The 21,386-nt window shown below is 61.1% G+C and carries 23 protein-coding genes; 15 read left to right on the top strand and 8 right to left on the bottom strand.

The annotated features are described in order from the left end of the window. Nucleotides 1-340: 340 nt before the first annotated feature. The 13 genes from QZ964_RS08520 (at nt 341) to QZ964_RS08460 (ending at nt 13,088) form a co-directional block, all read left to right on the top strand. On the top strand, nt 341-994 hold the full coding sequence (locus tag QZ964_RS08520) for a cytochrome c3 family protein (RefSeq protein WP_292530973.1): 654 nt from the start codon (nt 341-343) through the stop codon (nt 992-994). After that, the gene (locus QZ964_RS08515) at nt 982-3,858 is read left to right on the top strand and encodes a TAT-variant-translocated molybdopterin oxidoreductase (protein WP_292530972.1); all 2,877 of its coding nucleotides are present in this window, start codon (nt 982-984) and stop codon (nt 3,856-3,858) included. Before QZ964_RS08520 ends, QZ964_RS08515 begins: the two co-directional genes overlap by 13 nt. Continuing rightward, nucleotides 3,855-5,258 carry an NrfD/PsrC family molybdoenzyme membrane anchor subunit gene (gene nrfD, locus QZ964_RS08510; protein ID WP_292530970.1) on the top strand — a complete coding sequence of 468 codons (1,404 nt, stop codon included), beginning with the start codon at nt 3,855-3,857 and terminating at the stop codon, nt 5,256-5,258. The genes QZ964_RS08515 and nrfD overlap by 4 nt, the downstream gene beginning before the upstream one ends. Next, nucleotides 5,255-5,788, top strand: coding sequence for a DUF3341 domain-containing protein (locus QZ964_RS08505; RefSeq protein WP_292530969.1), 534 nt, complete (start codon nt 5,255-5,257; stop codon nt 5,786-5,788). The genes nrfD and QZ964_RS08505 overlap by 4 nt, the downstream gene beginning before the upstream one ends. Continuing rightward, the gene (locus QZ964_RS08500) at nt 5,785-6,270 is read left to right on the top strand and encodes a cytochrome c (RefSeq protein ID WP_292530967.1); all 486 of its coding nucleotides are present in this window, start codon (nt 5,785-5,787) and stop codon (nt 6,268-6,270) included. The genes QZ964_RS08505 and QZ964_RS08500 overlap by 4 nt, the downstream gene beginning before the upstream one ends. Continuing rightward, nucleotides 6,267-7,304: a hypothetical protein gene (locus QZ964_RS08495; RefSeq protein ID WP_292530965.1), complete on the top strand. Its 1,038-nt coding sequence runs from the start codon at nt 6,267-6,269 to the stop codon at nt 7,302-7,304. Before QZ964_RS08500 ends, QZ964_RS08495 begins: the two co-directional genes overlap by 4 nt. 405 nt (nt 7,305-7,709) lie before the next feature. After that, on the top strand, nt 7,710-8,492 hold the full coding sequence (locus tag QZ964_RS08490; protein WP_292530964.1) for an SCO family protein: 783 nt from the start codon (nt 7,710-7,712) through the stop codon (nt 8,490-8,492). Beyond that, on the top strand, nt 8,489-9,451 hold the full coding sequence (coxB, locus tag QZ964_RS08485; RefSeq protein WP_292530962.1) for a cytochrome c oxidase subunit II: 963 nt from the start codon (nt 8,489-8,491) through the stop codon (nt 9,449-9,451). Before QZ964_RS08490 ends, coxB begins: the two co-directional genes overlap by 4 nt. Next, on the top strand, nt 9,448-11,061 hold the full coding sequence (locus tag QZ964_RS08480; RefSeq protein WP_292530960.1) for a cbb3-type cytochrome c oxidase subunit I: 1,614 nt from the start codon (nt 9,448-9,450) through the stop codon (nt 11,059-11,061). Before coxB ends, QZ964_RS08480 begins: the two co-directional genes overlap by 4 nt. Continuing rightward, nucleotides 11,054-11,695, top strand: coding sequence for a cytochrome c oxidase subunit 3 (locus QZ964_RS08475; protein WP_292530959.1), 642 nt, complete (start codon nt 11,054-11,056; stop codon nt 11,693-11,695). Before QZ964_RS08480 ends, QZ964_RS08475 begins: the two co-directional genes overlap by 8 nt. Next, complete coding sequence (locus QZ964_RS08470; RefSeq protein WP_292530958.1) at nt 11,692-11,985, top strand: hypothetical protein; 294 nt, start codon at nt 11,692-11,694, stop codon at nt 11,983-11,985. The genes QZ964_RS08475 and QZ964_RS08470 overlap by 4 nt, the downstream gene beginning before the upstream one ends. 348 nt (nt 11,986-12,333) lie before the next feature. Then, the gene (locus QZ964_RS08465) at nt 12,334-12,531 is read left to right on the top strand and encodes a CsbD family protein (protein ID WP_292530956.1); all 198 of its coding nucleotides are present in this window, start codon (nt 12,334-12,336) and stop codon (nt 12,529-12,531) included. A 365-nt stretch (nt 12,532-12,896) separates the two neighbouring features. Beyond that, nucleotides 12,897-13,088: a hypothetical protein gene (locus tag QZ964_RS08460; protein ID WP_292530955.1), complete on the top strand. Its 192-nt coding sequence runs from the start codon at nt 12,897-12,899 to the stop codon at nt 13,086-13,088. Nucleotides 13,089-13,105: 17 nt separating this feature from the next. On the opposite strand, the gene QZ964_RS08455 is transcribed toward QZ964_RS08460, so the two are convergent. From QZ964_RS08455 to QZ964_RS08425, 7 genes are all read right to left on the bottom strand, one after another. Next, on the bottom strand, nt 13,106-13,264 hold the full coding sequence (locus QZ964_RS08455; RefSeq protein ID WP_292530954.1) for a NepR family anti-sigma factor: 159 nt from the start codon (nt 13,262-13,264) through the stop codon (nt 13,106-13,108). A 247-nt stretch (nt 13,265-13,511) separates the two neighbouring features. Further along, nucleotides 13,512-14,300 carry a TonB family protein gene (locus tag QZ964_RS08450; RefSeq protein ID WP_292530953.1) on the bottom strand — a complete coding sequence of 263 codons (789 nt, stop codon included), beginning with the start codon at nt 14,298-14,300 and terminating at the stop codon, nt 13,512-13,514. Then, complete coding sequence (gene exbD, locus QZ964_RS08445) at nt 14,297-14,722, bottom strand: TonB system transport protein ExbD (protein WP_292530952.1); 426 nt, start codon at nt 14,720-14,722, stop codon at nt 14,297-14,299. The genes QZ964_RS08450 and exbD overlap by 4 nt, the downstream gene beginning before the upstream one ends. 3 nt (nt 14,723-14,725) lie before the next feature. Continuing rightward, complete coding sequence (gene exbB / locus QZ964_RS08440) at nt 14,726-15,541, bottom strand: tonB-system energizer ExbB (protein WP_292530950.1); 816 nt, start codon at nt 15,539-15,541, stop codon at nt 14,726-14,728. After that, nucleotides 15,538-16,221 (bottom strand): Fe2+-dependent dioxygenase, encoded by a 684-nt coding sequence (locus QZ964_RS08435; RefSeq protein WP_292530948.1) that lies wholly within the window; start codon nt 16,219-16,221, stop codon nt 15,538-15,540. Before QZ964_RS08435 ends, exbB begins: the two co-directional genes overlap by 4 nt. Nucleotides 16,222-16,226: 5 nt before the next feature. Next, a complete protein-coding gene (locus tag QZ964_RS08430) occupies nt 16,227-16,910 on the bottom strand; it encodes a Fe2+-dependent dioxygenase (RefSeq protein WP_292530946.1) in 684 nt (227 codons plus the stop codon). An 11-nt stretch (nt 16,911-16,921) separates the two neighbouring features. Then, entirely contained in the window at nt 16,922-19,414 is a 2,493-nt protein-coding gene (locus QZ964_RS08425; protein ID WP_292531018.1) for a TonB-dependent siderophore receptor, read from the bottom strand. A gap of 456 nt (nt 19,415-19,870) precedes the next feature. Here QZ964_RS08425 and QZ964_RS08420 point away from each other — a divergent pair, with 456 nt between their 5' ends. Then, nucleotides 19,871-20,308: a response regulator gene (locus tag QZ964_RS08420; RefSeq protein ID WP_292530945.1), complete on the top strand. Its 438-nt coding sequence runs from the start codon at nt 19,871-19,873 to the stop codon at nt 20,306-20,308. A gap of 150 nt (nt 20,309-20,458) precedes the next feature. Further along, complete coding sequence (locus QZ964_RS08415; RefSeq protein ID WP_292530944.1) at nt 20,459-20,884, top strand: group III truncated hemoglobin; 426 nt, start codon at nt 20,459-20,461, stop codon at nt 20,882-20,884. A 21-nt stretch (nt 20,885-20,905) separates the two neighbouring features. Here the strand turns inward: QZ964_RS08415 and QZ964_RS08410 are convergent, their stop codons facing one another. Next, nucleotides 20,906-21,112 (bottom strand): TOBE domain-containing protein, encoded by a 207-nt coding sequence (locus tag QZ964_RS08410; RefSeq protein ID WP_292530943.1) that lies wholly within the window; start codon nt 21,110-21,112, stop codon nt 20,906-20,908. Between the last annotated feature and the right edge of the window lie 274 nt (nt 21,113-21,386).

Here is a 21,386-nt window from a genome sequence, read left to right as displayed (position 1 = left end):
TCTGCGATGATCAAAACTTAAGGAGAGGCGCGCTTTGGCGCTGTGCGCCGACGCACAGGCTCATGCGCCCTTCCGCGGAGAGGGAATAGTTTCGATAACCCGCGCAATATGCGGAGGCGCGCGCCGGTTTCGGGAAAGCGCGCCGAGAACGAAGTAGGCCGCTCCAGCGCGATAAAACCACCCAGTCATCGCCCTTGCGCATTCCGTCGAATTCGTCACCGAGACGCCGACGCTTCGCGCGGCGCTTGTCGCGGACCCGCGCTGTGCCAACTGTAGGCTTGGATTAGGCCTTAGCCGCGCCGCCGAAAGGCGAAGCGCGATGACGGAAGCGGAGCGGTAGATGGGCTCGGTCTTTCGACCCGCCGCCAATTTCTGGGCTTCGCTCACGCTCCTCATGCTGGCGCTCGCCGCCGTCGCGTTTTCGCTTGTGGTTTGGCTTTGGCCGCAAAGCGATTATGCGCGGCGCGTGAACTCGGCCCCGGCGCAGCCCGTTCCCTTCAGCCACCAGCATCATGTGAGCGGATTGGGAATCGATTGTCGCTACTGCCACGCCTCCGTCGAAGTTTCTTCCAATGCGGGCATGCCGCCCACCTACGCTTGCATGACCTGCCATTCGCAGATCTGGACCGACGCCGCCCTGCTCGAGCCGGCGCGCAACAGCCTGCAGGACGATCGGCCTCTGGTCTGGCGCCGCGTCACCGACGTTCCCGACTACGTCTACTTCGATCACAGCATTCACATCGCCAAAGGAGTAGGCTGTTCGAACTGTCACGGCGACGTGGCCAGCATGGCGCTGACCTACAAGGCCATGTCGCTCACCATGCAATTTTGTCTCGATTGCCACCGCAATCCCGGCCCGCGCCTGCGGCCAAAAGACAAGATTTACGACACCAGCTGGACACGCGACGCGACGACCCCGGCGCCGGAACTCCTGCTCGCCGAATACGGCGTCCCGCAGAGAAACCTGACGGACTGCTCGATATGCCACAGGTGAAGGCGCAATGGCGCAGTCTGGAGGAATTGGCGCAGGATTCGCAATTTTTGTTGCGCGTCGAGCAGGAATTTCCAGGACTCGCCGCCGCGCTTGCGGCGCCGCGCGATCGTCGTCAGGCGCTAAGTCTGATGGCCGCGGCGCTGGCGCTCGCAGGCGCAGGCCTCGGCGGGTGCGACGGCGCGCCGGAAGGACATCTTATCCCTGCCGTCCGACCGCCGCCCGGCATCGTCCCAGGCATGCCCGATTACTACAGCAGCGCGCATGTCGAAGGCGGCTACGCCGAAGGAACCGTCGTCAAGCACTTCATGGGACGGCCGATCAAGGTCGAAGGCAATCCTTTTCAGCCCGCGAGCCTTGGGGCGACGAGCCCCATGGCGCAGGCCGAACTGCTGAATTTTTACGACCCTTCGCGATCCTGGGGGGTAACGCGCGCCAAACTGCCGCGAAGCCGGTCCGCGCTGGAACAGGCGCTCGCCGAGCAACGCGCCCGACTGGCGTCGACCCGCGGCGCGGGCTTCGTCATTTTAACGGGCGCTTCGACGTCGCCGACGCTTGCCGCGCAGCTTGATGCGCTTCGCAAGACCTATCCGCAGATTGGCTGGCTGCATTGGGAACCGATCGGACGCGAGAACGTCAGAAAGGGCGTCCTGCTGGCGTACGGCGCGCGCCTCGAAATGAAGCCGCAAATTCAAAACGCCGACGTCATTCTCGCCATCGACAGCGATCTCTTGAGCGCCGCGCCCGGTCATTTGTTCTTCGCGCGCGAATTCGCGGCCCGGCGTAATCCGACGCGCGCGAAAATGAATCGCCTTTACGCGATCGAAGCAGCGCCGTCGCTCACCGGCGCCGTCGCCGATGAGCGCTTCATCGCGGGGCCGCGAGAAATCCACCGGGTTCTGCAGGCTCTCGCCTCGGCGCTGCTCGGGGCGCCGCCGGCGGAAGCTCCGCCGTGGCTCGGCGGGATCGTATCGGATCTCAAATCCAATCGCGGTCGTTCATTCATTCACCTCGGACCCGATCATCCGCCGGAAGCGCATGCGCTCGTCTTTGCGATGAACGAGGCGCTCGGCGGTCGCGGCGCCGTCTATGCGCTTGTCGACGATCCTGCGCATGTCTCGTCCGACGATGCGCTCTCGCTCGCCGCCCTGGTCGCCGACATGCGCGCCGGTCGCGTCAGCTCGCTTCTAATCATCGACAGCAATCCCGCCTACGCCGCGCCCGGCGTCCTCGATTTCGCGGAAGCGCTCGCGCAGCTGGAATTCAGCCTCTGTCTGAGCCCAACGCCAAACGAAACGACCGAAGCGTCGCTCTGGGCGGTTCCGATGATTCATCCTTGGGAGGGCTGGAGCGACGCGCGCGCCTTCGACGGAACGGCAAGCGTGATGCAGCCGCAGGCCCTTCCCTTATACAAGGGCGTCGAACCGCATGAATTGGTGGGTTTGCTGCTGCGGCCCGATCCGCCGAAGTCGCTCGATCTGGTGCGACAGACCTGGAAGGACAAACTCGGCGCGGCGGACGCCTGGACCGACGCTCTTGCCAAGGGCGTCATTCCCAACAGCGCCAGCTCAGTCAGCAATCGTGCGCTGTCCAACGCCGCAGCGCGCGTACAATTGCCCGAGCCGCCGAAGGCGGGGGTCGTCTTGTTGTTTCGCCCCGACCCTTATCTTGTCGACGGGCGCTATGCCGACAACGCCTGGCTCCAGGAGTTGCCGCGACCGCTGACGAGAATCAGCTGGGGCAATCCGCTCCAGATCTCGCCGCGGCGCGCCAGCGAGATGTCGCTTGAGAGCGGCGATGTCGTGCGCATCGCCATCGACGGCTTGCATATGACAACCCCGATCGTCGTCGCGCCGGGTCAGTCGGACGATTGCGTCGTCGCGCTTCTGGGCTTCGGCAGGCGTCACGCAGGCCCCGTCGGGCAGAATGTCGGCGTCGATTTCTTCAAGCTGACGGGGCGTTCCTGCGGCGCGCCGGACATTCAGAAAACCGGTGCCAAGGAAGAGTTGGCAAGCGCCCAGCATCGCGCAACCATGTCCGATGGGTGGGGCGTCTATGCGCGCAACGGCACGATTGCGCAATTCCTCAACGATCCCAATTTCGCTCGACGAAACGAAGAACCGCAGCCGACCTTCTATGAATGGAAGCCGGAAGGTCCGGCGGCCTGGGGCATGAGCATCGATCTCAACGCCTGTATCGGCTGCGGCGCCTGCGTCGTCGCCTGTCAGGCGGAAAACAATATTCCGGTCGTCGGCAAGGCCGAGGTTCTGCGCGAGCGCGAGATGCACTGGCTGCGCATCGATCGCTATTACGAGGGTCCGCCGGAGTCGCCGAAAACGAATTTCCAGCCCGTTCTCTGCATGCATTGCGAGGAAGCGCCGTGCGAGACCGTCTGCCCGGTCGGCGCGACGATGCATGACGCCGAAGGGCTCAACGTAATGGTCTACAATCGCTGTATCGGCACGCGCTTCTGCTCCAACAATTGCCCTTATAAGGTTCGGCGTTTCAACTATTTCGATTTCGCGGGCGAAGAGCGCCGCGCAATCGAGTCGCGCAATCCCGAGGTCACCGTGCGTGCGCGCGGCGTCATGGAGAAATGCACCTTCTGTCTGCAGCGCATCGCCGCCGCGCGCATCGTCGCCGACCGCGACGGAGAAAAAGCGTCAGCGGTGACGACCGCTTGCGAGGCCGCCTGTCCGACTCGGGCCTTCACCTTCGGCGATCTCGCGGCCAAGGCGAGCGAGGTCGCGGCGCGCCGCGCCGGGCCGCTGTCCTATACGTTGCTCGCCGATCAGAACACCAAACCGCGCGTCACCTATGAAGCGCGCGTCTTCAACGTCGATGAAGCGAAAGAGCCGCAGCAGTGACGTTGCTCCGGACCGGCTCGGCGATTGGCGCCTCGGCGCAGGACCTCAAGCCGCGCGCCAACGACCCGATCGTCGCCCCGGTGCAGACCATATCGTCGATGACCTCGAAAATATGCGCGCCGCCTCTTCGGCAGCAATGGCCGTTATGGTGGAAACTCAGTCTGGCGGCGGCGCTGTTCCTTGTCCTTATCCTCGCCGTCGCCATTGGCTGGCTGTTTTACGCCGGCGTCGGCGTCTGGGGGATCGACTGGCCCGTCGTCTGGGGCTTCGCGCTCATCAATTACGTGTGGTGGATCGCCATCGCTTCGGGCGGCACCTTTATTTCAGCGCTGTTCTACCTCGCCGAGGCCGAATGGCGCAGCGCGCTCAACAGAATTGCCGAGACGATCACGATTTTCGCCGCCGCCTGCGCCGCGATCTATCCGATTTTGCACCTTGGCCGTCCTTGGCTCTTCTATTGGCTGTTCCCTTATCCCAACGTCATGGGAGTCTGGCCGCAATTCCGCAGTCCGCTGCTTTGGGATTTCGCGGCGATCCTCACTTATGTCATCTCCTCAATCCTCTTCTGGTATTTCGGCCTCGTTCCCGATCTCGCAACGATGCGCGACAAGGCCGACGCGCCGCATAAGCGTCGCTTCTACGGCGTGCTCGCTTTGGGCTTTCGTGGCTCGGACGACGCCTGGCGCTACTATCGCGTCGGCTATGGTCTCCTGGCCGCGGTCATGGCGCCGCTCGTCATTTCCGTGCACAGCATCGTCGGCCTCGACTTCGCCGGCGCGGCGACGCTCGGATGGCATTCGACGGAATTCCCGCCCTTTTTCGTTTTCGGCGCGTTGCTGTCGGGCTTCGCGATGGTGATGCTGGTCGCCGTCCCCATGCGCCGGTTGCTCGGGCTCGAGGATTTCATCACCGGCCGCCATTTCGACATTCTCGGCAAGCTGCTGCTGACGAGCAGTCTCTGCGTGGCCTACGCCTGTCTCATGGAAGCGTTTACCACCTTCTATGGGCCCGACGCGGCCGGGAAGCGCCTCTTCATCGATAAGGTCACGGGCGAGCTGGCGCCAATCTACTGGGCGACGATTGTCTTCAATGTCCTGGCGCCGCAATCGATGTGGCGCCAGAGCGTTCGACTGAACGAAACGCTCGTCGTTCTCGTCAGCCTCTTGGTGATCGCCGGCATGTGGTGCGAGCGCTACGTCATCGTCGTGATGAGCCTGCGGCGCACGCATCTGCCCTCCGCCTGGGGCGACTACACGCCAACGATTTGGGATTGGCTGACGCTCTTCGGCACGGTCGGTCTGTTCATCGCCGGTTTTCTTATCGCCATTCGGCTGCTGCCGGCGGTTTCGATGTACGAGATGCGTGAAATCATTCTTCGCCGCGCGAGGCGAAATCGATGAACGCCGCGGCCGAAGCGCCAATCGCGCCGAATGGACTGGCGGCAACCTTCACGTCGGAAGACGCCGCGCTGGCGGCGCTCGCCAAACTGAGCGCGTCCGATGTCGGCGACGCGCGGCTTTTCAGTCCTCTCCCGCCCCCCGAGCCGCCGAAGCGAACGCGCCTGCCCGCCTTTGCGCTCGTCATCGGTCTGCTCGGCGCCGCCGCCGTCTTCGGCCTGCAGAGCTTCGCAAATATTGTCAGCTATCCGCTGAATATCGGCGGACGGCCGCCGTTTTCCTGGCCGTCGTTCATCCCCATCGCTTTCGAGGCGGGCATCTTATCGGTCGTTCTCGCCACGGTCGCCGGCGCCGGCGCGCGCTGCGGCTTTCTGCGCTATTACGATTCCGCCGACGAAATCCGTGCGCTCCGGGACGCAATGATCGACCGATGGGTCATTGTCGTACGCGCTCTCGATTCGGATGCGTTGGCGCGGTCGCGCGAAATCCTGCAACGCTGCGGCGCATGCGGAATCGAAGAGGCCGAACTTTGACCCGCGCCCCCGCCATCATTTTCCTTTGCGCTGTGACCGCCTGCAGCGACATGAGCGAACAGCAGAAGCAGAGAAGCTATTCGCCGCTCGTCGGTCCCGCGCAGACGCCGCCGGGCGCCGTAACTTTCCTCTACAGCGAACCGACGCCGCCGCCGCTGACGCTCGCGCTCATCGAACGCGGACAGCAGCGCTTTCGAATTTTTTGCACGCCCTGTCACTCCGAACTCGGCAACGGCCAAGGCATGATCGTGCAGCGCGGCTTTCCGGAGCCGCCTTCCTATACCAGCGCGCGATTGCTCAAAGCGCCGACGCGTCATTTTGTCGATGTGATCGCGCAAGGCCATGGCGCCATGTATTCCTACGCCGCGCGCGTGCCGCCGGCCGATCGATGGGCGATCACCGCCTATATCCGGGCCTTGCAAAAAAGCCAGAACGCATCGGCGGAAGATCTCGCCGCTGCGCAAGCGGAAGTCGCGCCATGATCCTTATGTTTGCAGTTTTGGCGGGCGCGATCGGATATGGCGGAGTCGCCCTTGGCTGGGCGTTGGCGCCGAAACTCTTTGGCTTTGGCTGGCTTGCCGCGCTGAGCGTCTGGATCGCCTGGCCGCTCGGCGCCATGGCCTTGATGCTGATTCACGCCCTTACAGGCGGCCGTTGGGGAAAAGCCGCTCATCACGCGCTCGCTGCGGGGGTGCGCAGCGTGTTTCTTATCCCCCTGTTCGTCATTCCCTACGCGTTGACCGCGCACCGCTTGTATCCTTGGCTCCAGGCCGGCGCGGCGCAAGTCGACAATGCGCTCTATCTTAACGGCCCCGCATTCGTTCTGCGCGGCGTGATCTATCTGCTGATCTGGCTCGTTCTGGCCGTGCTCGTCACGCGCGCCGCCGAAAACGCCAACGAGCTTGCCCGTCTTGCGCCGCCTGCGCTCATTCTTCTTGCGCTGACGACGACATTTGCAGCCATCGACGCCATCATGTCGCTCGAGCCGACTTTCGCGTCCAGCATATTTGGTCTCGTCCAGATCAGCGAGATCGGCGCGCTGTCCCTCTCCATCGCGGCGCTGGCGCTGCTCTTCTCGTCGGCGCCAGACCCCGAGGCCTTGCGTCAACTTGCGCGCCTGCTGCTCGCCTTCGTCATTCTGTGGAGCTATCTCGCCTTCATGCAGCTGCTGATCGTCTGGCAGTCCGACCTTCCGCACGAGGCAGCCTGGTATCTTCCGCGCTGGCGTCAGGGATGGCGAGTCATCGGCGGACTTATCGTCCTCACGCATTTCGTTGCGCCTTTTTTCACGCTGCTTTCCTCCGCGGCCCAACGTTCGCGACGTGCCGTTGGATTTGCCGCGGCGTCGATCATTGCAGGTGGAATTCTTGATCAATTCTGGCTGGTCGCGCCATTTGCCGGCGCTAATTCAGGGATGATCGCACTGCTTACGCTTTCAGCCTTGGTGGCCATGGCTTGCACGAGTTTGCTCGTCGCGCGCGGGAGAAAGCAAATTTCGAATTGGATTGAGGCGTGAGCGCAATGCAAGAAAAAGACCTTGCTCCAGCTTCGGACGAAGCCAGCGACATCAGCGGCCGATTCATCGGCATCGGCTTCGCATCAACGATTCTCGCCGTCATTTTTCTTTCCTTTCTCACATGGGCGCTCTTTCCCGGCGCCCTGATCGACCGGACGATCCATCTGCCGCTCCCGCCGTACCCCGAGCCGCGGCTCCAGACAGACCCGGCGGAGGATATGGCGGACTTCCACCGGCGCGAATTGGCCCGCTTGAACAGCGCCGGCTGGATCGATCAGGGGGAGGGCGCGGCGCATATTCCGATCGCGACCGCGATGCGAATGATCGCAAAAGAAGGAATTGCAGACTGGCCGCGCGCTCCGCCCGCGCCGCCGCTCCCATCTCGGCCGCTAAAGGAGAATGCGGATGAAGCTGCTTCTTACGCTGATGGCATTGCTGCTTCTCGACAGCTTTCCGGCCCATGCGCAACGGACGCCCGACTTAGCGGGGATTGCATACGAGCAGAAGCAAGGCGCGCGCCTTCCGTCAAAAAGCGCATTCATCGACGCCGATGGTGGAGACGTTGGCATTGGTGAGTTGCTTAATCATGCGCCGCTCCTTCTCGTGCTCGGCTATTTTCACTGCGAAAAGCTCTGCGGAGCGACCCGGCTGACCTTATTGCGCGCCGCGCAAAAAGCGGGACTGTCGGCGGGCGCAGACTATCTGTTCGTCGCGGTCAGCATCGATGCTACTGAAAACGCCGACGCCGCGCGACATGCGCGTGACGCCGACTTTGCCGCGGTGGCGCCCAACGGGACGGCCGAGGGATTTTATTACCTTACCGGAAAGCCGGACGACATTCGCGCGCTCGCGGAGGCTGTCGGTTATCGCTATCGCGAGGGCGCGCAGCCCCAGACATTCATTCACCCGATCGGCGCGGTTGTGGTGACGCCGAGCGGAGTCGTTTCCGGCTACCTCTCCGCCATCGGGTCGGCCCCTGGCGAACTAAGCAAGGCGGTTCAGGTCGCTGCAGCCGGGGACGTCACGGCGCGCGCCTCGCCCGCGCTTCTGCTTTGCTTCGATTTCGACTCGACGACGGGCCAATACACATTCGCGATCATCAAATTAATTCGCCTCGGCGCCGTCGTTATGGCGCTTGTGCTTGCGACAATGATTTATCGCGAGTTCCGAAAGGGCGCTCGCGCATGAACGGTTATTTGCCAAGCGCAACGGTTGAGGGGCGTGAAGTCGACTTCCTGATCCTCGCGCTGGTACTGGTGTCATGCGCCGTTCTCGCCCTCGTCTTTGGGCTCATCCTTCTCTACGTCGTTCGATATCGGGCCGACAGCGGCGTTTATCGCGGCGCGCCGGGGCGAAAGACCTGGCGTTTCGAGATCAGCTGGACCGCGGCGACGTTGGCGGTCTTTTTCGTATTGTTTATCTGGGGCGGCGATCTTTACGTGCGCCTTTTCCAGCCGCCTGCGGACGCCTTGCAGATCTATGTCATCGGCAAGCAATGGATGTGGAAGGTCGAACATCAGGGCGGTCAGCGGGAGATCAACGCGCTACACGTTCCGATCAACCGCCCGATTCAACTTGTGATGACGTCGGAAGACGTCATTCATGATTTTTCCATTCCGGCCTTTCGCATCAAGCACGACGTACTTCCTGGACGCTATGAGTCTCTTTGGTTTCAGGTCGAAACGCCAGGAACCTATGAACTCTTCTGCACCCAGCTCTGCGGGGTCGGCCATTATTCGATGAGCGGCGAAGTCGTCGCGATGTCGCAGCCCGAATTCGAAACCTGGCTCGCGGGCGGCGCCGCGCCTGGCCAGCGCGAAGATATGGCGGCCGCCGGCAAGGCGCTCTTTACGGCGCATGGATGCAGCGGCTGTCACGGCGAAGGTGGCGTCGGCGGATCGCCCGCGACGACGGGCGTCAGCGCGCCCGCCTTGGCGGGGCTGTTGGGCCGTTCGGTCAAGCTGCAAACCGGCGCGACCGTAACGGCTGATGAAAAATTCATCCGCGACTGTCTTCTGACGCCCGACAAAATGCCGATCGCCGGCTATCCGCAGATCATGCCATCCTTTTCAGGCCAGATCAGCGAGGAGAACGTGCTGCGGCTCATCGCCTACATCAAGTCGCTTAAGTCCGGGAGCCGGACATGAACCCTTCGGCGGCTCCGGCCTCTTATCTGGACGACGGCCATACATTGCGCAGCTGGCTGTTCACCACCGATCACAAGCGCATCGCAATTCTCTACATCGGAGCCATAACCTTCTTTTTCTTCGTCGGCGGATTTGCGGCCTTTCTCATCCGCTACAACCTGCTCTCTCCGAAGGGACTGATCGGGTCGGCGGAGACCTATAATCGGCTCTTTTCGATGCATGGCATATTGATGGTCTGGTTCTTCCTTGTTCCAGCCGTGCCGGTGACGCTGGGCAATTTCCTGGCGCCGCTGATGCTCGGCGCGCGCGACCTTGCCTTTCCACGGCTCAATCTGCTGAGCTGGTATCTGTTCATGGTCGCGGGCGTCGTCGCGCTCTATGCGGTCGTGGGCGGAGGCGTCGACACCGGCTGGACATTTTATACGCCGCTGACGTCGTTCTACTCCAAGGGACATGTGATTGCGGCGGTCGTCGCCATCTTTATCGCTGGGTTTTCGTCGATCGCAACCGGACTCAATTTCATCGTCACCATACACAAGCTCCGGGCGCCGGGCATGACCTGGTACAGGATGCCGGTTTTCTTGTGGTCGCTTTACGCAACCAGCGTCATTCTCGTCCTCGCGACGCCCGTGCTCGCGATGACCCTGCTGCTGCTCGCATTCGAACGCATCTTCGGGATCGGCGTGTTCGATCCGAAGATCGGCGGCGATCCGCTGCTGTTTCAGCATCTCTTCTGGTTCTATTCGCATCCTGCCGTCTATGTGATGATCCTTCCCGGCTTCGGCGTCATCAGCGAAATCATTCCCGCGTTCTCTCGCAAGGAGCTGTTCGGTTATAAATTCGTCGTCTGGGCGAGCATCGCGATCGCCGTCATCGGCTTTCTCGTCTGGGGCCATCACATGTTTGTGGCGGGAACGTCGCTCTTTTCGGCGCTCGTCTTTTCATTGCTCAGCTATATGGTTGCGGTGCCATCGGCGATCAAAGTCTTCAATTGGATCGGCACGATGCATAAGGGCTACATCCATTTCGACGCGCCGATGCTTTACGCCATCGGCTTCATCGGGCTGTTTACGACAGGCGGTCTGACGGGCCTCTTCCTCGCGGCGCTCGCCGCCGATGTCCATCTCACGCAAACTTATTTCGTCGTGGCGCATTTCCATTATGTGATGGTGGGCGGCATGGTTTCGGCCTATTTCGCCGGCATTCATTTCTGGTGGCCGAAAATGACCGGGCGTCTTTATCCTGAGATGTGGGGCCGCGCCGGCGCAATCATCATATTCGTCGGGTTCAACCTCACCTTCTTTCCGCAGTTCCTGCTTGGCTATCTCGGCATGCCGAGGCGCTATTTTGCGTATCCGCAACATTTCGAAGCGCTGAACCTGCTGTCTTCCGCAGGCGCTTTGACGCTTGCGGTCGGCTATATTTTGCCGCTCGGCTATCTCACCTGGTCGCTGTTCTATGGCGAACGCGCGTCGGCCAATCCTTGGGGAGCGACCGGCCTCGAATGGACGACGCCTTCTCCTCCGCCAACGGAAAATTTCGCCGTAACGCCGATCGTAACGGAAGAGCCTTACCAGTACAGGCAGGCGGAGACCGTCAACCATGAGTGACGCCGAGGCTCATGAATTCCAATTCGGAAGCGCCGAACGTCAGCATGAAGCGGCGATTTCCGGGATGTGGCTTTTTCTCGCGACCGAGGCGCTGTTCTTTGGTCCGATCTTCCTTTCGTGGATCTATGCGCGTCATGCCGATCCGAGCGCATTCGACGCCGGCAGTCGACACACGGCGCTGATGATCGGTTTGACCAACACCGGGCTACTGCTCGCGAGCAGTTTCACTTATAGCGTCGGGCTGGCCTGTATCGCATTCGGAAGCCGTCGCGGCATGGTCATATGGCTGGCGATCGCTTGGGCGCTCGGCGCCGCTTTCATCGGTCTCAAATTTGGAGTCGAATGGCGAATGGACCTTAAGGAAGGTCTGTTTCCCGGCCCAAATTTCGCAATTCATGGGCCGGCCAGAAGCGGCGCTCAACTGTTCTTCGCCTTTTACTTTTTCGGCACGGCCCTTCATGGCCTGCATCTTGTCGTCGGACTTGGGCTGGTTGCCTGGATCATCTTCCAAGCCGAACGGTTTACCGCCGAGCGCCATAGTCCGGTCCGTGTCGTGGGGCTCTACTGGACCTTTATCGATATCATTTGGCTCGTCCTGTTTCCGCTCATCTATCTCATAGGACGCGCGTCATGACGGCGGTCATTGTTCGTCTTGTCGCGGTCGCGTCGCTGATGTTTGCGCTTCTCGCCGCAGAACTCGCGGCGACGTTCGCCTTTCCGGGTTGGGGACGCGGCGGCGTCGCGATCGTCGCGGCGACGATGGTGGGCGTCGCCGCGGTCGGATTCATGGACCTCGGTCAAGAGGGCGCGACCGTCTGGCTGTTCGCCGCCGCTGCGGCGCTTTGGCTCATCATCCTTCTGGGCCTCGGCAGCCTCGACCCGCTGACGCGCACGCTTTATCTCACGATCAACATAACGCCTTAGGATCAGCTTAGGCCCGCTCAAAGACACGCCCTCGCCGATCGGTTTCGGATGTCGCAGGCAACGGGGCCAACGACGTAGCGGTCAGTCGCCACGCGCTTTATTTGGTTGCTTCGCTTCGAGCCCAATGAGCGGCTCACATTGCGCTGCAATGCCCAAGCGCTCTCGAGCTTGGCGAACAGGCTACGGCAGAGGTCCCGCGCCGTGCGAAACCTTAAATGTGAGCGCGCGCGCAAGTCGACATGGAACATCTGCGCGAGCGAAGGGTTAATCGGACGTGAAAGTCAGGCCCGGGCTCGCTTTCCAAGGCGTACGCCGCGATTGCGGCCGTTTCCTGATAAGGAGGAATCCATGAACTGGGATACGATCGAAGGAAACTGGAAAAAATTCAAGGGCAATGTGAGGGAGCAGTGGGGCAAGCTCACCGATGATGACATTGCCCGCATCAATGGCAACCGCGAGCAGCTCGAAGGCGTGATCCAGGAGCGTTACGGCTTGGCGAAGGACAAGGCCAAAGAGCAGATCGACGACTGGATGTCGCGCCACTAGCGCCGACGCTTCATTGCCTACGCCGGCGAGTCAAACTCGCCGGCATTCTTTTTTTAAGTTTGCGTATTCTTTCTTGAAATTTGCAGATGAGCGCGCGCATTCTTTCCGACTTTGAAGAACCGGAACATTTGCGTCGCATAATCGTTGATCGTTGTCCGCACGCAAGACGAAGGCTCGTCCATGAAGAAAGTCGTTCGCCCGTTCATCATCGAATATCGCGCGAAGCGCGGCAGGTCACGATTGGTCCGAGGCGGCGAGTCGTTTCGATTTGCCGACCAATCTCCTGAACGCACCTTCTCGGGCAAAGACGCACGCGAAGGACCTTCCAACTGGCGGTCTCTCTTCAAAGAGGTCGAACGCGCGTCATGACAATCGCGTCACCGGGAACCGGCTCGCAGGAGGGCAAGAAGGCGCTGCTTCGACGCTCGTTGCGCGAAGCGCTCGAAAAGCGCTTCTCCCTTCTCTATCTCGACCTGATCTTGAAGCCGGCGCCGGAGGATCTCAAAGACCTGCTCGCAAAATTGGATGGCGCCGATCGTTACGGCAAGACGCGCTGAGTTGCGTTGCGCTTATCTCACTTCGCCACTCCGCTCAGCTTCTCCAAGAGAACGAGCATAACTTCGGGCAGCGGTTCAGAAGCGATATCGGAAAACTGCCGTCTAAGCTGTTCGCCAAGCGACTTAACGCTTCGCTCGAGATCGAGCCCGTCGCCCTGCACCTGAAGTCCTCTCATTGCCGCCTCTGTACACGTTGCTCGCTTTTCATGTGGCGACATGGCGCCCTCCACATGGCCTATTGAAGCTGTGATTCGAACATCGGTTCCGACAATCCTCTAAATTTTTTAACAAACAGAAAAGCTTGGCGGCAAAAGCCGCTGTGGAGAACTGGCGACCGCCGGTCAAGTTTGCGGTTCGATGCGCTGCGCTTCTTCGTAAACATTTGCTCGAGCCCTTTGCCTCAGGATAGAACGAGCTGCACGCTTATTTTCCGCCGGCGCGAAATTGCACCGGCACCTCGAATGTCAGCACTTCGTCGGCAAGCGCCGGAGGGGGCGGCGGCACGGGATCGGCGCGCTTCATCATTGCAAGCGCCGCATCGTCAAAAGCCGGATGTCCGGCCGAACGCTTGATGCTGTAGCTGACGACATGGCCGTGCCTGTCGAGCGTGAATGAGACGCTCGCTTCCGCCGACCGACGGCCGCCGCTGGTCGGATAGCGCTTGTGGCGGTTGAGATGCGAGAGCAGAGCCTTCTGCCAAGTCAGCCTGATGGCGTTCGCTCTAACGTCGGCGCCCTGCACCGGCGATACCGGTCTGTCGGAGACCTGCTCTACGTCTGATTTAGGCGGCGCCGTCGCTTCCGAGGCCGCCGATTCAGCCGAAACAACCGGTTGCGCCTGAACCTTCTTTTCCTCTTCGACCGGCTTGTCCAGGGTGGTGGTGTGCGTGAGTTCGGCGTCTTCGGCTTCGGTCCGGGCGATCCGCTCTTCCTTCACCTCCTTGGCTTCAGAGGCGGCCGCAGAGGGCGCCGCTGCGGCCGCTTCGTCGGCGACCGAGCCGGGCGGCAGATCCGCAGCCTCGGCGTCGCGAGGCGCTGCCGGCTCGAGAGATATTTCGATCGCCGGCGCGCCGGACGCCTCCTCGTCATCGCCCTGCAAGGTTGCAAAAGCGGCGACGGCGCCTGCGACGTGCAGAAGCAGGGCGAACGCCACAGCGAGGCCCCAAAGCCTGCCGTTCGATTGCGGATTTTGAAGAGCGGCGGCGGCGCTCATTGCGCGCTAGGCGCCTTGCCGCCGGCGTCCAGCGCGACGAGGGCCACGCGCAAATAGCCGCCAGCGCGCAGACTCTCCAACACCGCCATCATCTCGCCATAGGGCACGCTGGCGTCCGCTCGCAGAAAGATGCGTTTCGCTTTGTCGCCGAGATGCGCGTCGAGCGCCGAAACAAGATCCTTTCGCTTGACTGGCGTCTCGCCCAGGGCGAGCGCAAGATCGCTCTGAATCGTCACATAGACCGGCTTATCAGGCTTTTCATGAGGCGCAGCGTTCGACGCCGGCAGATCGACGGGGAGATCGACTGTGGCGAGCGGCGCCGCCACCATGAAGATGATGAGCAGCACGAGCATCACGTCGATGAACGGCGTGACATTGATCTCGTGGGTTTCTTCAAGGTCGCTTTTGAGATGAACGGCCATGACCTACTCCGCCGCGTGAATCTTGCTGGTCGTATCGGCGGCATGTCCGGCGCGATCGAGATCGCGCGACACGATACGGAGCAATTCGCCGGAAAGATTGGAGACCAGTTCAAGATAGGCGGACGCCTGACGCGCAAGATGATTGTAGATCAGCACGGCGGGGATGGCGGCGAACAGACCGACTGCCGTCGCGAGCAGCGCTTCGGCGATGCCCGGCGCGACGACGGCCAAATTGGTCGTCTGGGCTTTGGAAATGCCGATGAAGCTGTTCATGATGCCCCAGACCGTGCCGAAAAGGCCGATGAACGGCGCCGTCGATCCGACCGAGGCAAGCAGTCCGGTGCCCCGTTTGATCGCGAGCGCCTGGGCGCGTTCGATCTCTCCGTAACAACTCGCGATGCGCTCCTTGACGCCGGGCGCCGCGATGATATCGGACGACAGTTTCATTTCCCGCGTCGCTTCAGAAAGAAGCGACTGGGTGAGACGGTCGCCGCCCCCAAGCGCCAGCCGCGCCTCGGCGAGTCCGCGCGCCTCGGAAAGGCGAGCGATCGCCGACAATACGCGATCGCGCGCACGTCTCAGTTCGATGGATTTGGCGATCAGGATCGTCCACGTCGCCACGGACGCCAACAAAAGACCGATCATCACGATCTTCACGACGATGTCGGCGTTGACGAACATCGTCCAGACAGAAAGATCGTGAGGCTTAGTGGCCGCAATCGCTGCGTCGAGCGCTGGCGAACCCGGTGCGGCCGAGACGCTCTGCGCAGCGAGAAGCGCAATGATCGAGATCACGAGATACTGTAAAAGACGTTTCATGCTTCAGCCCATGTTCGGATCAGATTGTGATAGACGCCCGACAATTTGACGCAGGCGGGATCGCCGGCGCCGAACCGAGCCGTCAGGGATTGAATGGCCTGGTCGAGATCGAATAGCAAAGCGCGCGCCACATTGTCGCGAATCATGCTCTGCAGCCAAAAAAATGAAGCGATGCGCTCGCCGCGCGTCACTCCTCGAACGAGATGAAGGCTCGTTGAGGGATAAAGCACGAGATCGCCCGCGGGAAGTTTCACTTCCTGCTGCCCGACCCGATCCTCGATCACAAGCTCGCCGCCGTCATACTCGTCCGCCTCCGAGAGGAACAGCGTGCAAGAAAGATCCGTGCGAATACGAATCGGCGTTCCGGGAATGCCCCGGATCGCATTGTCGACATGCAGTCCGAAGTTCTGACCGACGCCATAACGATTGAAGAGCGGCGGGAAAATCCTGTGAGGCAGCGACGCCGAGACGAACATCGATGACTGTGCAAGCGCCTCGAGCACATGTTCGCCAAGCTCGCGCGCGATTTCGCCGTTTTGCGGCAATTGAAGATTGTTCTTCACCAGAGAAGACTGCGAGCCGGCCGTTGCGCGGCCGTCTTCCCACGCCGCCTTGTCCATCGCCGCGCGAAAAAAAGCGACCTGCTGCTTGGAAAGAACCTCGGGTATGCAAATCAGCATGAGCGCTACGCTTCTCCCCAATAACGGATAAGGTTGTGGTAGACAGTCACAAGCTTGCGCAGATCCGGATCATCTGCGCCCACGCGCGGCGCGAGCTCCTGTATCGATTCGTCCAGATCGCAAACGAGGCTGCGCGCCTCGTCAGCGCGGATTATGCTTTGCAGCCACAAGAATGAGGCGAGACGTAGGCCGCTCGTCACGGGCGTCACCATGTGAAGGCTGCCGGCCGAATAAAGAATGAGATCGCCCGCCGGCGGCTTGAAGCGCCTTGATCCATAGATGTCTTCGACGATCAGTTCGCCGCCTTCATATTCGTCGGGGTCGGAAAGAAGCACAGTCGCGGCGAGATCGACGCGGATACGCGCACCGGTCATGGCGTCGCCGCGGATCGCATTGTCGACGTGCGGATCGAAATGATCGCCGACTCCGTAGCGGTTGAACAACGGCGGATATATGTGCAGCGGGACAGCCGTCGAAACAAAGGCGGGATTGGCGAGCAGCGACGAGAGCAGCCGCTTGCCGAGCGCGCGCGAGATTTCAGAGTCTGGCGGGAGTTGCTGATTGCGCTTCGCCTCGCCAGCGTTCGCTCCGGCCGTAGATGCGCCGTCCTCCCACGGCGCCTGCGCCATCGCCTCGCGGATAAGCTCGATCTCCTTTCGCTCGAGCGCGGCCTGTATGTGAGCAAGCATCGGTGCGACTCCTAGAACAGGACGCGCGTTTCAAGATAGACGGCGCGGCCGGGCGACATCTGCACGAAGGGCGTCGCCGTCTGGTAGAAGGCGTCGTAGATCGTGCGGTCGAACAGATTGTTGACCGAGAATTTCATGGTGATGTTAGGGCCGATCTTGGCCTCCGCAAAAAGATCGAAGCGCCAGTATGAAGGCAAAACCGTCGGCACGTTCAGGAAGGGATTGGCGGCGGTCGGCGCGGGCCAGCCGTATGCGTTGATTACCGGGGCGCCATTGGCCACGATATTGTTGCCGCCGTAGATCTTTGAGCGATAGATCGCCTGGCCGCCGAATTCGAGCGCATCCGGGGCGAGGCCAATAAGGTCGCCAAATTTATACTTCGACAGCAGGCTGAAGGACTCATGCGCGATATTGGCGAGTTGCAGTCCAATATTCGTTCGCGCATAGGAGCTGGTCACCCGCGAGTCCATCAGCACGAGGCCGCCGAGGACCATCCACTTTTCGGTGACATTGCCCGCAACCTCAAGGTCGACGCCCTGGACGTAATAGGACGCGTTGCCGGTGGTGACGCCGGAGTTCACTTCTCGGGCGCCGCTCACATCCGTCTTGAAGAAGGCGGCGGTCGCAAGCAGGTGCCTGTCGAACAGCTCCCATTTCAGACCGACCTCCGCCGCCTTGTTGAGTTGGGGCGGAAAGATTTGCGCCGCCGTGTTCAGGCCGCCGTAATTCGCCGCGCCGCCGTCAAGCTCGGCGCCGACGGGGTTCGCCGAGGTGGCGTAAGCGGCGTAGGCGCTGACGTTGGGCAGCGGCTTGAAGACGACGCCGGCGTTCCAGTTGAATAGACCGGAATGGTTCTGAGCGAAAGTCGACAGCGTCTCCGTGCGGCTCGTGATGTTGTAATCGTCAAAGCGCGCGCCGCCGTTCACGAGGACCACATCCTGATAATTCGCGGTCTCGATCAGATAGCCGGATTTCGTGTCGACGGCGATTCGCGTCGGATTGGGATTGCGATAGGGCGTGTTCAGGAACGGCCGATAGGTGCATGGCAGATAGAGGTTGCAGGTAATGGCGTTGCCGACGGAAGGCGTGCCGTTCAACTCCGACACCAGTCCCTGGTAATTGGTGCGCGTCACGCCTTCACGGGCGAATTCGACACCGGCGACCAGCGCATGCTTAACCGGTCCCGTTTCGACTTTGAGCGTCGCCTCGGTCTGGTTGTCGAGCGTGTTCACCACCTGATAGCGGCTTTGCGCGCCGATATTCACGGTGCCGGCAAAGAGGTTGGCGCTTTGCGTCAACGAGCCGATATAGTCCAGGACCGAACGGCTCTGTCGAAACCGGTTGTCGAAGACGAGGTTGTCATTGTAACGATAATGCGCCGTGAAGGTGCCGAAATTCTGCATCGCAACCTGGAAGTCGCGATTGACGAAACCATACCAATTGTAGCGGGGAATGACCCCTTCCGGGAACGGTCGATTCCAGATTCGATTGTACGGCACGCCAAAATCCGGAAAGCCGTTCTGATAGACATGTGTATATTCGCCGGTGAGGGTCAAATCCGGGAGGGGCTTGAACACCACCGAGCCGGCGACGCCGTCGCGATAATCGGTGATGAAGCTGCGTCCCGCAACATTCGAGTCATGATAGAGAGCGTTGACGCGCACCGCCAGGATCGGGGTGATCGCCTTGTTCACATCGAGCGTGATCCGTCGCATGTGGTCGGAAAAGCCGCCGATGCCTGTGAGATTGACGAAATCGCGATCGGTCGCCTGTTTCGTGACGATGTTGATCGCGCCACCGGCGGTGCCGCGTCCGGCGAATGTCGATCCCGGGCCGCGTAGAATCTCCACCTGCTCGGTATAGAAGTTCTCGCGAATGCTGACGCCTGGGTCGCGAATGCCGTCGACGAAAATGTCGTTGCGCACGTCGAAACCGCGAATGAAAAAACGGTCGCCGAAGGCGTTGCCGCCTTCGCCCGTGCCCAGCGTCACGCCCGCCGTGCTGCGGCCGATTTCGCGCAAGGTAAATGCGTTCTTGTCGTCGAGCACTTCCTTGGTCAGCACCGTAATCGTGCGCGGCGTGTTCAGCACGGGCTCGGTGAACTTCGTCGAAGACAGACGGTCGACCTTATACGGCGCGGCGGGATCTGCGTAAGGATTGGCGTTCGGCGCCGTGGCAAGGATCGGAAGGCCTCCGCTCCCCGCGCCTTGGCCAGCCGCGCTCGAAGCGCCTGGCGCGCCGCGGCGTTGACCCGCAGCCTGAGGATTGACGGCCGGATGATGCGCCGGATGCGGCTGAGCGACGGCGATGGGCTTGGGTTTCGCCGGCGCCATCGCGCGCGGCTTCTCCCGCGGCGCGTCGACTTTCACTGGCGGGAGAGCGGTCGAAGCGGATTGCGCGAGAGCAGAAGCGCTCACGCTGGAAGCCAGCGCCGCGGCGACGCTCAACGCCTTTACCGACGTCAGGTCTCCCGCTCGCGCCCGTGGGAGCGACTGGGTCAACATTCGTAGAGAAATTGGAGATTTCACGTCGCTCATTGGGAACCGCCAGGGAGGGTTGTGCGTTTTCTTCATCCGCTTTGCGGCGAAGTTTGACTGAAGCTAAATTTGGCGCTGAGCACGGTCAATCGAATATACCGCTGACTGGAAGCGTTTTAATCTGTATAGATTGAGACACATAAAGTAATTTTCTTGACGATTGTTGCCTTTCCGCCACAGATAGTTTGGAAGCGTTTTAATTCCAAACTGCACAAATCTTTGTCGTCGAGCTATATCAAATTATTGATTGCGCCGGCGAAGGTGGAACCGCCGCTTTCCGGCTCACGACATGTGTCAAAGCTTACAGTCGTGTTTGGAACATTACGGCAGGCCCGCCGCGCCCCCTCGTCGCGGCGCGCCCCTAGGGCCGCGGCACGCGGCTTGCACAGTGACGCAGACAGTCAACCGTCAAGCGAGGCCGCCATGCAGATCGGCGCAGAGATGACGAAAGTCGTCGAAGGCCGGCGAATCTTCGTCGTCGACGACAGTGAAATCTTTCGCGCCGCGATTCAGTTCGCACTCCATGACGAGTACGAAACGCATGAGCTGGAGAGCGCGACCGGCGCGCTCGCAAAGGCGGAGCGCATGAAGCCCGACCTGCTGGTGCTCGCCGAAGACGTGATACGGGCCAACGGCCTGGATCTCATCCAAGAATATTTGGCGCGCATCCCCGACGCCAAAATCCTGGTCATCATCGATCAGATTTCGAGCGGTTTCGACCGGGAATGCGTCGCTGCCGGCGTGCACGGCGTCTTGGCGAAGCCGTTGCGGATTGAACTCGTGCGCGACAAAGTCGATGCGCTGCTGAGCGCGAAAAAAAAGAGCGACACGAATCCGTTGAGCGTCTTGAACGTCCGCTAGATCACGCTGCATTTGGGCGGAATCGCCCGATTGTAGATCAATTGATCAATCTCACGGCTTGAAGCGCGCTTTGCGCAGGAAACCGGCATCCGCTTTTTCGCGAGTCGCGCGAGCGTCGGCGCAAACGCTAATCATTGCAGGGAGAACGCTATGGAGCCCGCCGTCATTCCGCCGATCGAGGACGCCGCCGAACGCGAAAAATTGGAGGCCGCGATTGATGACTGCGTGCGCCGCTTCTACGCCAGCGGCGCCAAAGACCCGCTGTTAGGCCCAGTCTTTGCGGCGATAGACGATCTCGACGGGCACATGGCGATCGTGGCGAATTTCTGGTCCAAAGCCCTGCTCAACACTGAGCGTTACCAGGGCCACCCCTTCGCCGCGCACATCAATCTACCGATCGAGCCCGTGCATTTTACGCGCTGGCTCGAACTCTTTAGCGAGACCGCTGCGGAGGCGTTGCCCGAGACCCAGGCCGAACAGGCGATCGCCAGAGCCGCGCACATGACCCAATGTTTTCAGGCCGGGCTATTTCCCTTCACCGGCGCCGACGGCAAGCCGTCGCGCGTTCCCGCCTAATGGGCTTCGTCACACTCTGCGCTAGTCGACCGCGATCATCACGTCCGACGACTTGATGACAGCTTGGACTTTCGAACCTTCGCGAAGCCCAAGTTCATCGACGGACTCATTGGTGATTGACGCTGTGACCGTCAAGCCGTTGACGTCTATCGTCACATGCGCCGTGGTCGCGCCCTTCTGGATGTGCTTAACCGTGCCGGGCAGGGAATTGCGTGCGGAAATCTTCATCGCATCGGCTCCTAAGAAGTAGAATCAGTTATCGCCTATTCTCGACGGCGCTTAACGTCTATCGAGCGGCGACGCAATGATGGACTGCTGTTCCAGCCTTCCTTCGATGAAATGTGACTGCGCAATTTCATCACTATCATCGGCGACGCGCGACGCATATTACAGGTAAACGACCCTCAGCGGTCCAGCGCGTCGGAAACCTCGGCGGCAGGCGTCTCGACGGCGCCGGAAGAGTCGGCAAAAGGCGCAAGATTTCAGCAAAGAGCGCAAGCCG

The sequence above is a fragment of the Methylocystis sp. genome, assembly GCF_021731785.1.
Classification (GTDB): Bacteria; Pseudomonadota; Alphaproteobacteria; order Rhizobiales; family Beijerinckiaceae; genus Methylocystis.
Note: the sequence above shows the minus strand (reverse complement) of the source record. Positions and strands in the feature narration are given on the sequence as shown.

Coding starts and splice junctions, on each gene's coding strand:
- QZ964_RS08435 (WP_292530948.1), bottom strand. CDS start 16,221: ATGCTGATTTGCATACCCGAGGTTCTTTCCAAGCAGCAGGTCGCTTTT.
- QZ964_RS08520 (WP_292530973.1), top strand. CDS start 341: ATGGGCTCGGTCTTTCGACCCGCCGCCAATTTCTGGGCTTCGCTCACG.
- QZ964_RS08430 (WP_292530946.1), bottom strand. CDS start 16,910: ATGCTTGCTCACATACAGGCCGCGCTCGAGCGAAAGGAGATCGAGCTT.
- QZ964_RS08490 (WP_292530964.1), top strand. CDS start 7,710: ATGAAGCTGCTTCTTACGCTGATGGCATTGCTGCTTCTCGACAGCTTT.
- coxB (WP_292530962.1), top strand. CDS start 8,489: ATGAACGGTTATTTGCCAAGCGCAACGGTTGAGGGGCGTGAAGTCGAC.
- QZ964_RS08480 (WP_292530960.1), top strand. CDS start 9,448: ATGAACCCTTCGGCGGCTCCGGCCTCTTATCTGGACGACGGCCATACA.
- QZ964_RS08420 (WP_292530945.1), top strand. CDS start 19,871: ATGCAGATCGGCGCAGAGATGACGAAAGTCGTCGAAGGCCGGCGAATC.
- QZ964_RS08460 (WP_292530955.1), top strand. CDS start 12,897: ATGACAATCGCGTCACCGGGAACCGGCTCGCAGGAGGGCAAGAAGGCG.
- QZ964_RS08475 (WP_292530959.1), top strand. CDS start 11,054: ATGAGTGACGCCGAGGCTCATGAATTCCAATTCGGAAGCGCCGAACGT.
- QZ964_RS08465 (WP_292530956.1), top strand. CDS start 12,334: ATGAACTGGGATACGATCGAAGGAAACTGGAAAAAATTCAAGGGCAAT.
- QZ964_RS08415 (WP_292530944.1), top strand. CDS start 20,459: ATGGAGCCCGCCGTCATTCCGCCGATCGAGGACGCCGCCGAACGCGAA.
- QZ964_RS08425 (WP_292531018.1), bottom strand. CDS start 19,414: ATGTTGACCCAGTCGCTCCCACGGGCGCGAGCGGGAGACCTGACGTCG.
- QZ964_RS08455 (WP_292530954.1), bottom strand. CDS start 13,264: ATGAGAGGACTTCAGGTGCAGGGCGACGGGCTCGATCTCGAGCGAAGC.
- QZ964_RS08450 (WP_292530953.1), bottom strand. CDS start 14,300: ATGAGCGCCGCCGCCGCTCTTCAAAATCCGCAATCGAACGGCAGGCTT.
- QZ964_RS08495 (WP_292530965.1), top strand. CDS start 6,267: ATGATCCTTATGTTTGCAGTTTTGGCGGGCGCGATCGGATATGGCGGA.
- QZ964_RS08470 (WP_292530958.1), top strand. CDS start 11,692: ATGACGGCGGTCATTGTTCGTCTTGTCGCGGTCGCGTCGCTGATGTTT.
- QZ964_RS08410 (WP_292530943.1), bottom strand. CDS start 21,112: ATGAAGATTTCCGCACGCAATTCCCTGCCCGGCACGGTTAAGCACATC.
- exbB (WP_292530950.1), bottom strand. CDS start 15,541: ATGAAACGTCTTTTACAGTATCTCGTGATCTCGATCATTGCGCTTCTC.
- QZ964_RS08505 (WP_292530969.1), top strand. CDS start 5,255: ATGAACGCCGCGGCCGAAGCGCCAATCGCGCCGAATGGACTGGCGGCA.
- QZ964_RS08515 (WP_292530972.1), top strand. CDS start 982: ATGCCACAGGTGAAGGCGCAATGGCGCAGTCTGGAGGAATTGGCGCAG.
- exbD (WP_292530952.1), bottom strand. CDS start 14,722: ATGGCCGTTCATCTCAAAAGCGACCTTGAAGAAACCCACGAGATCAAT.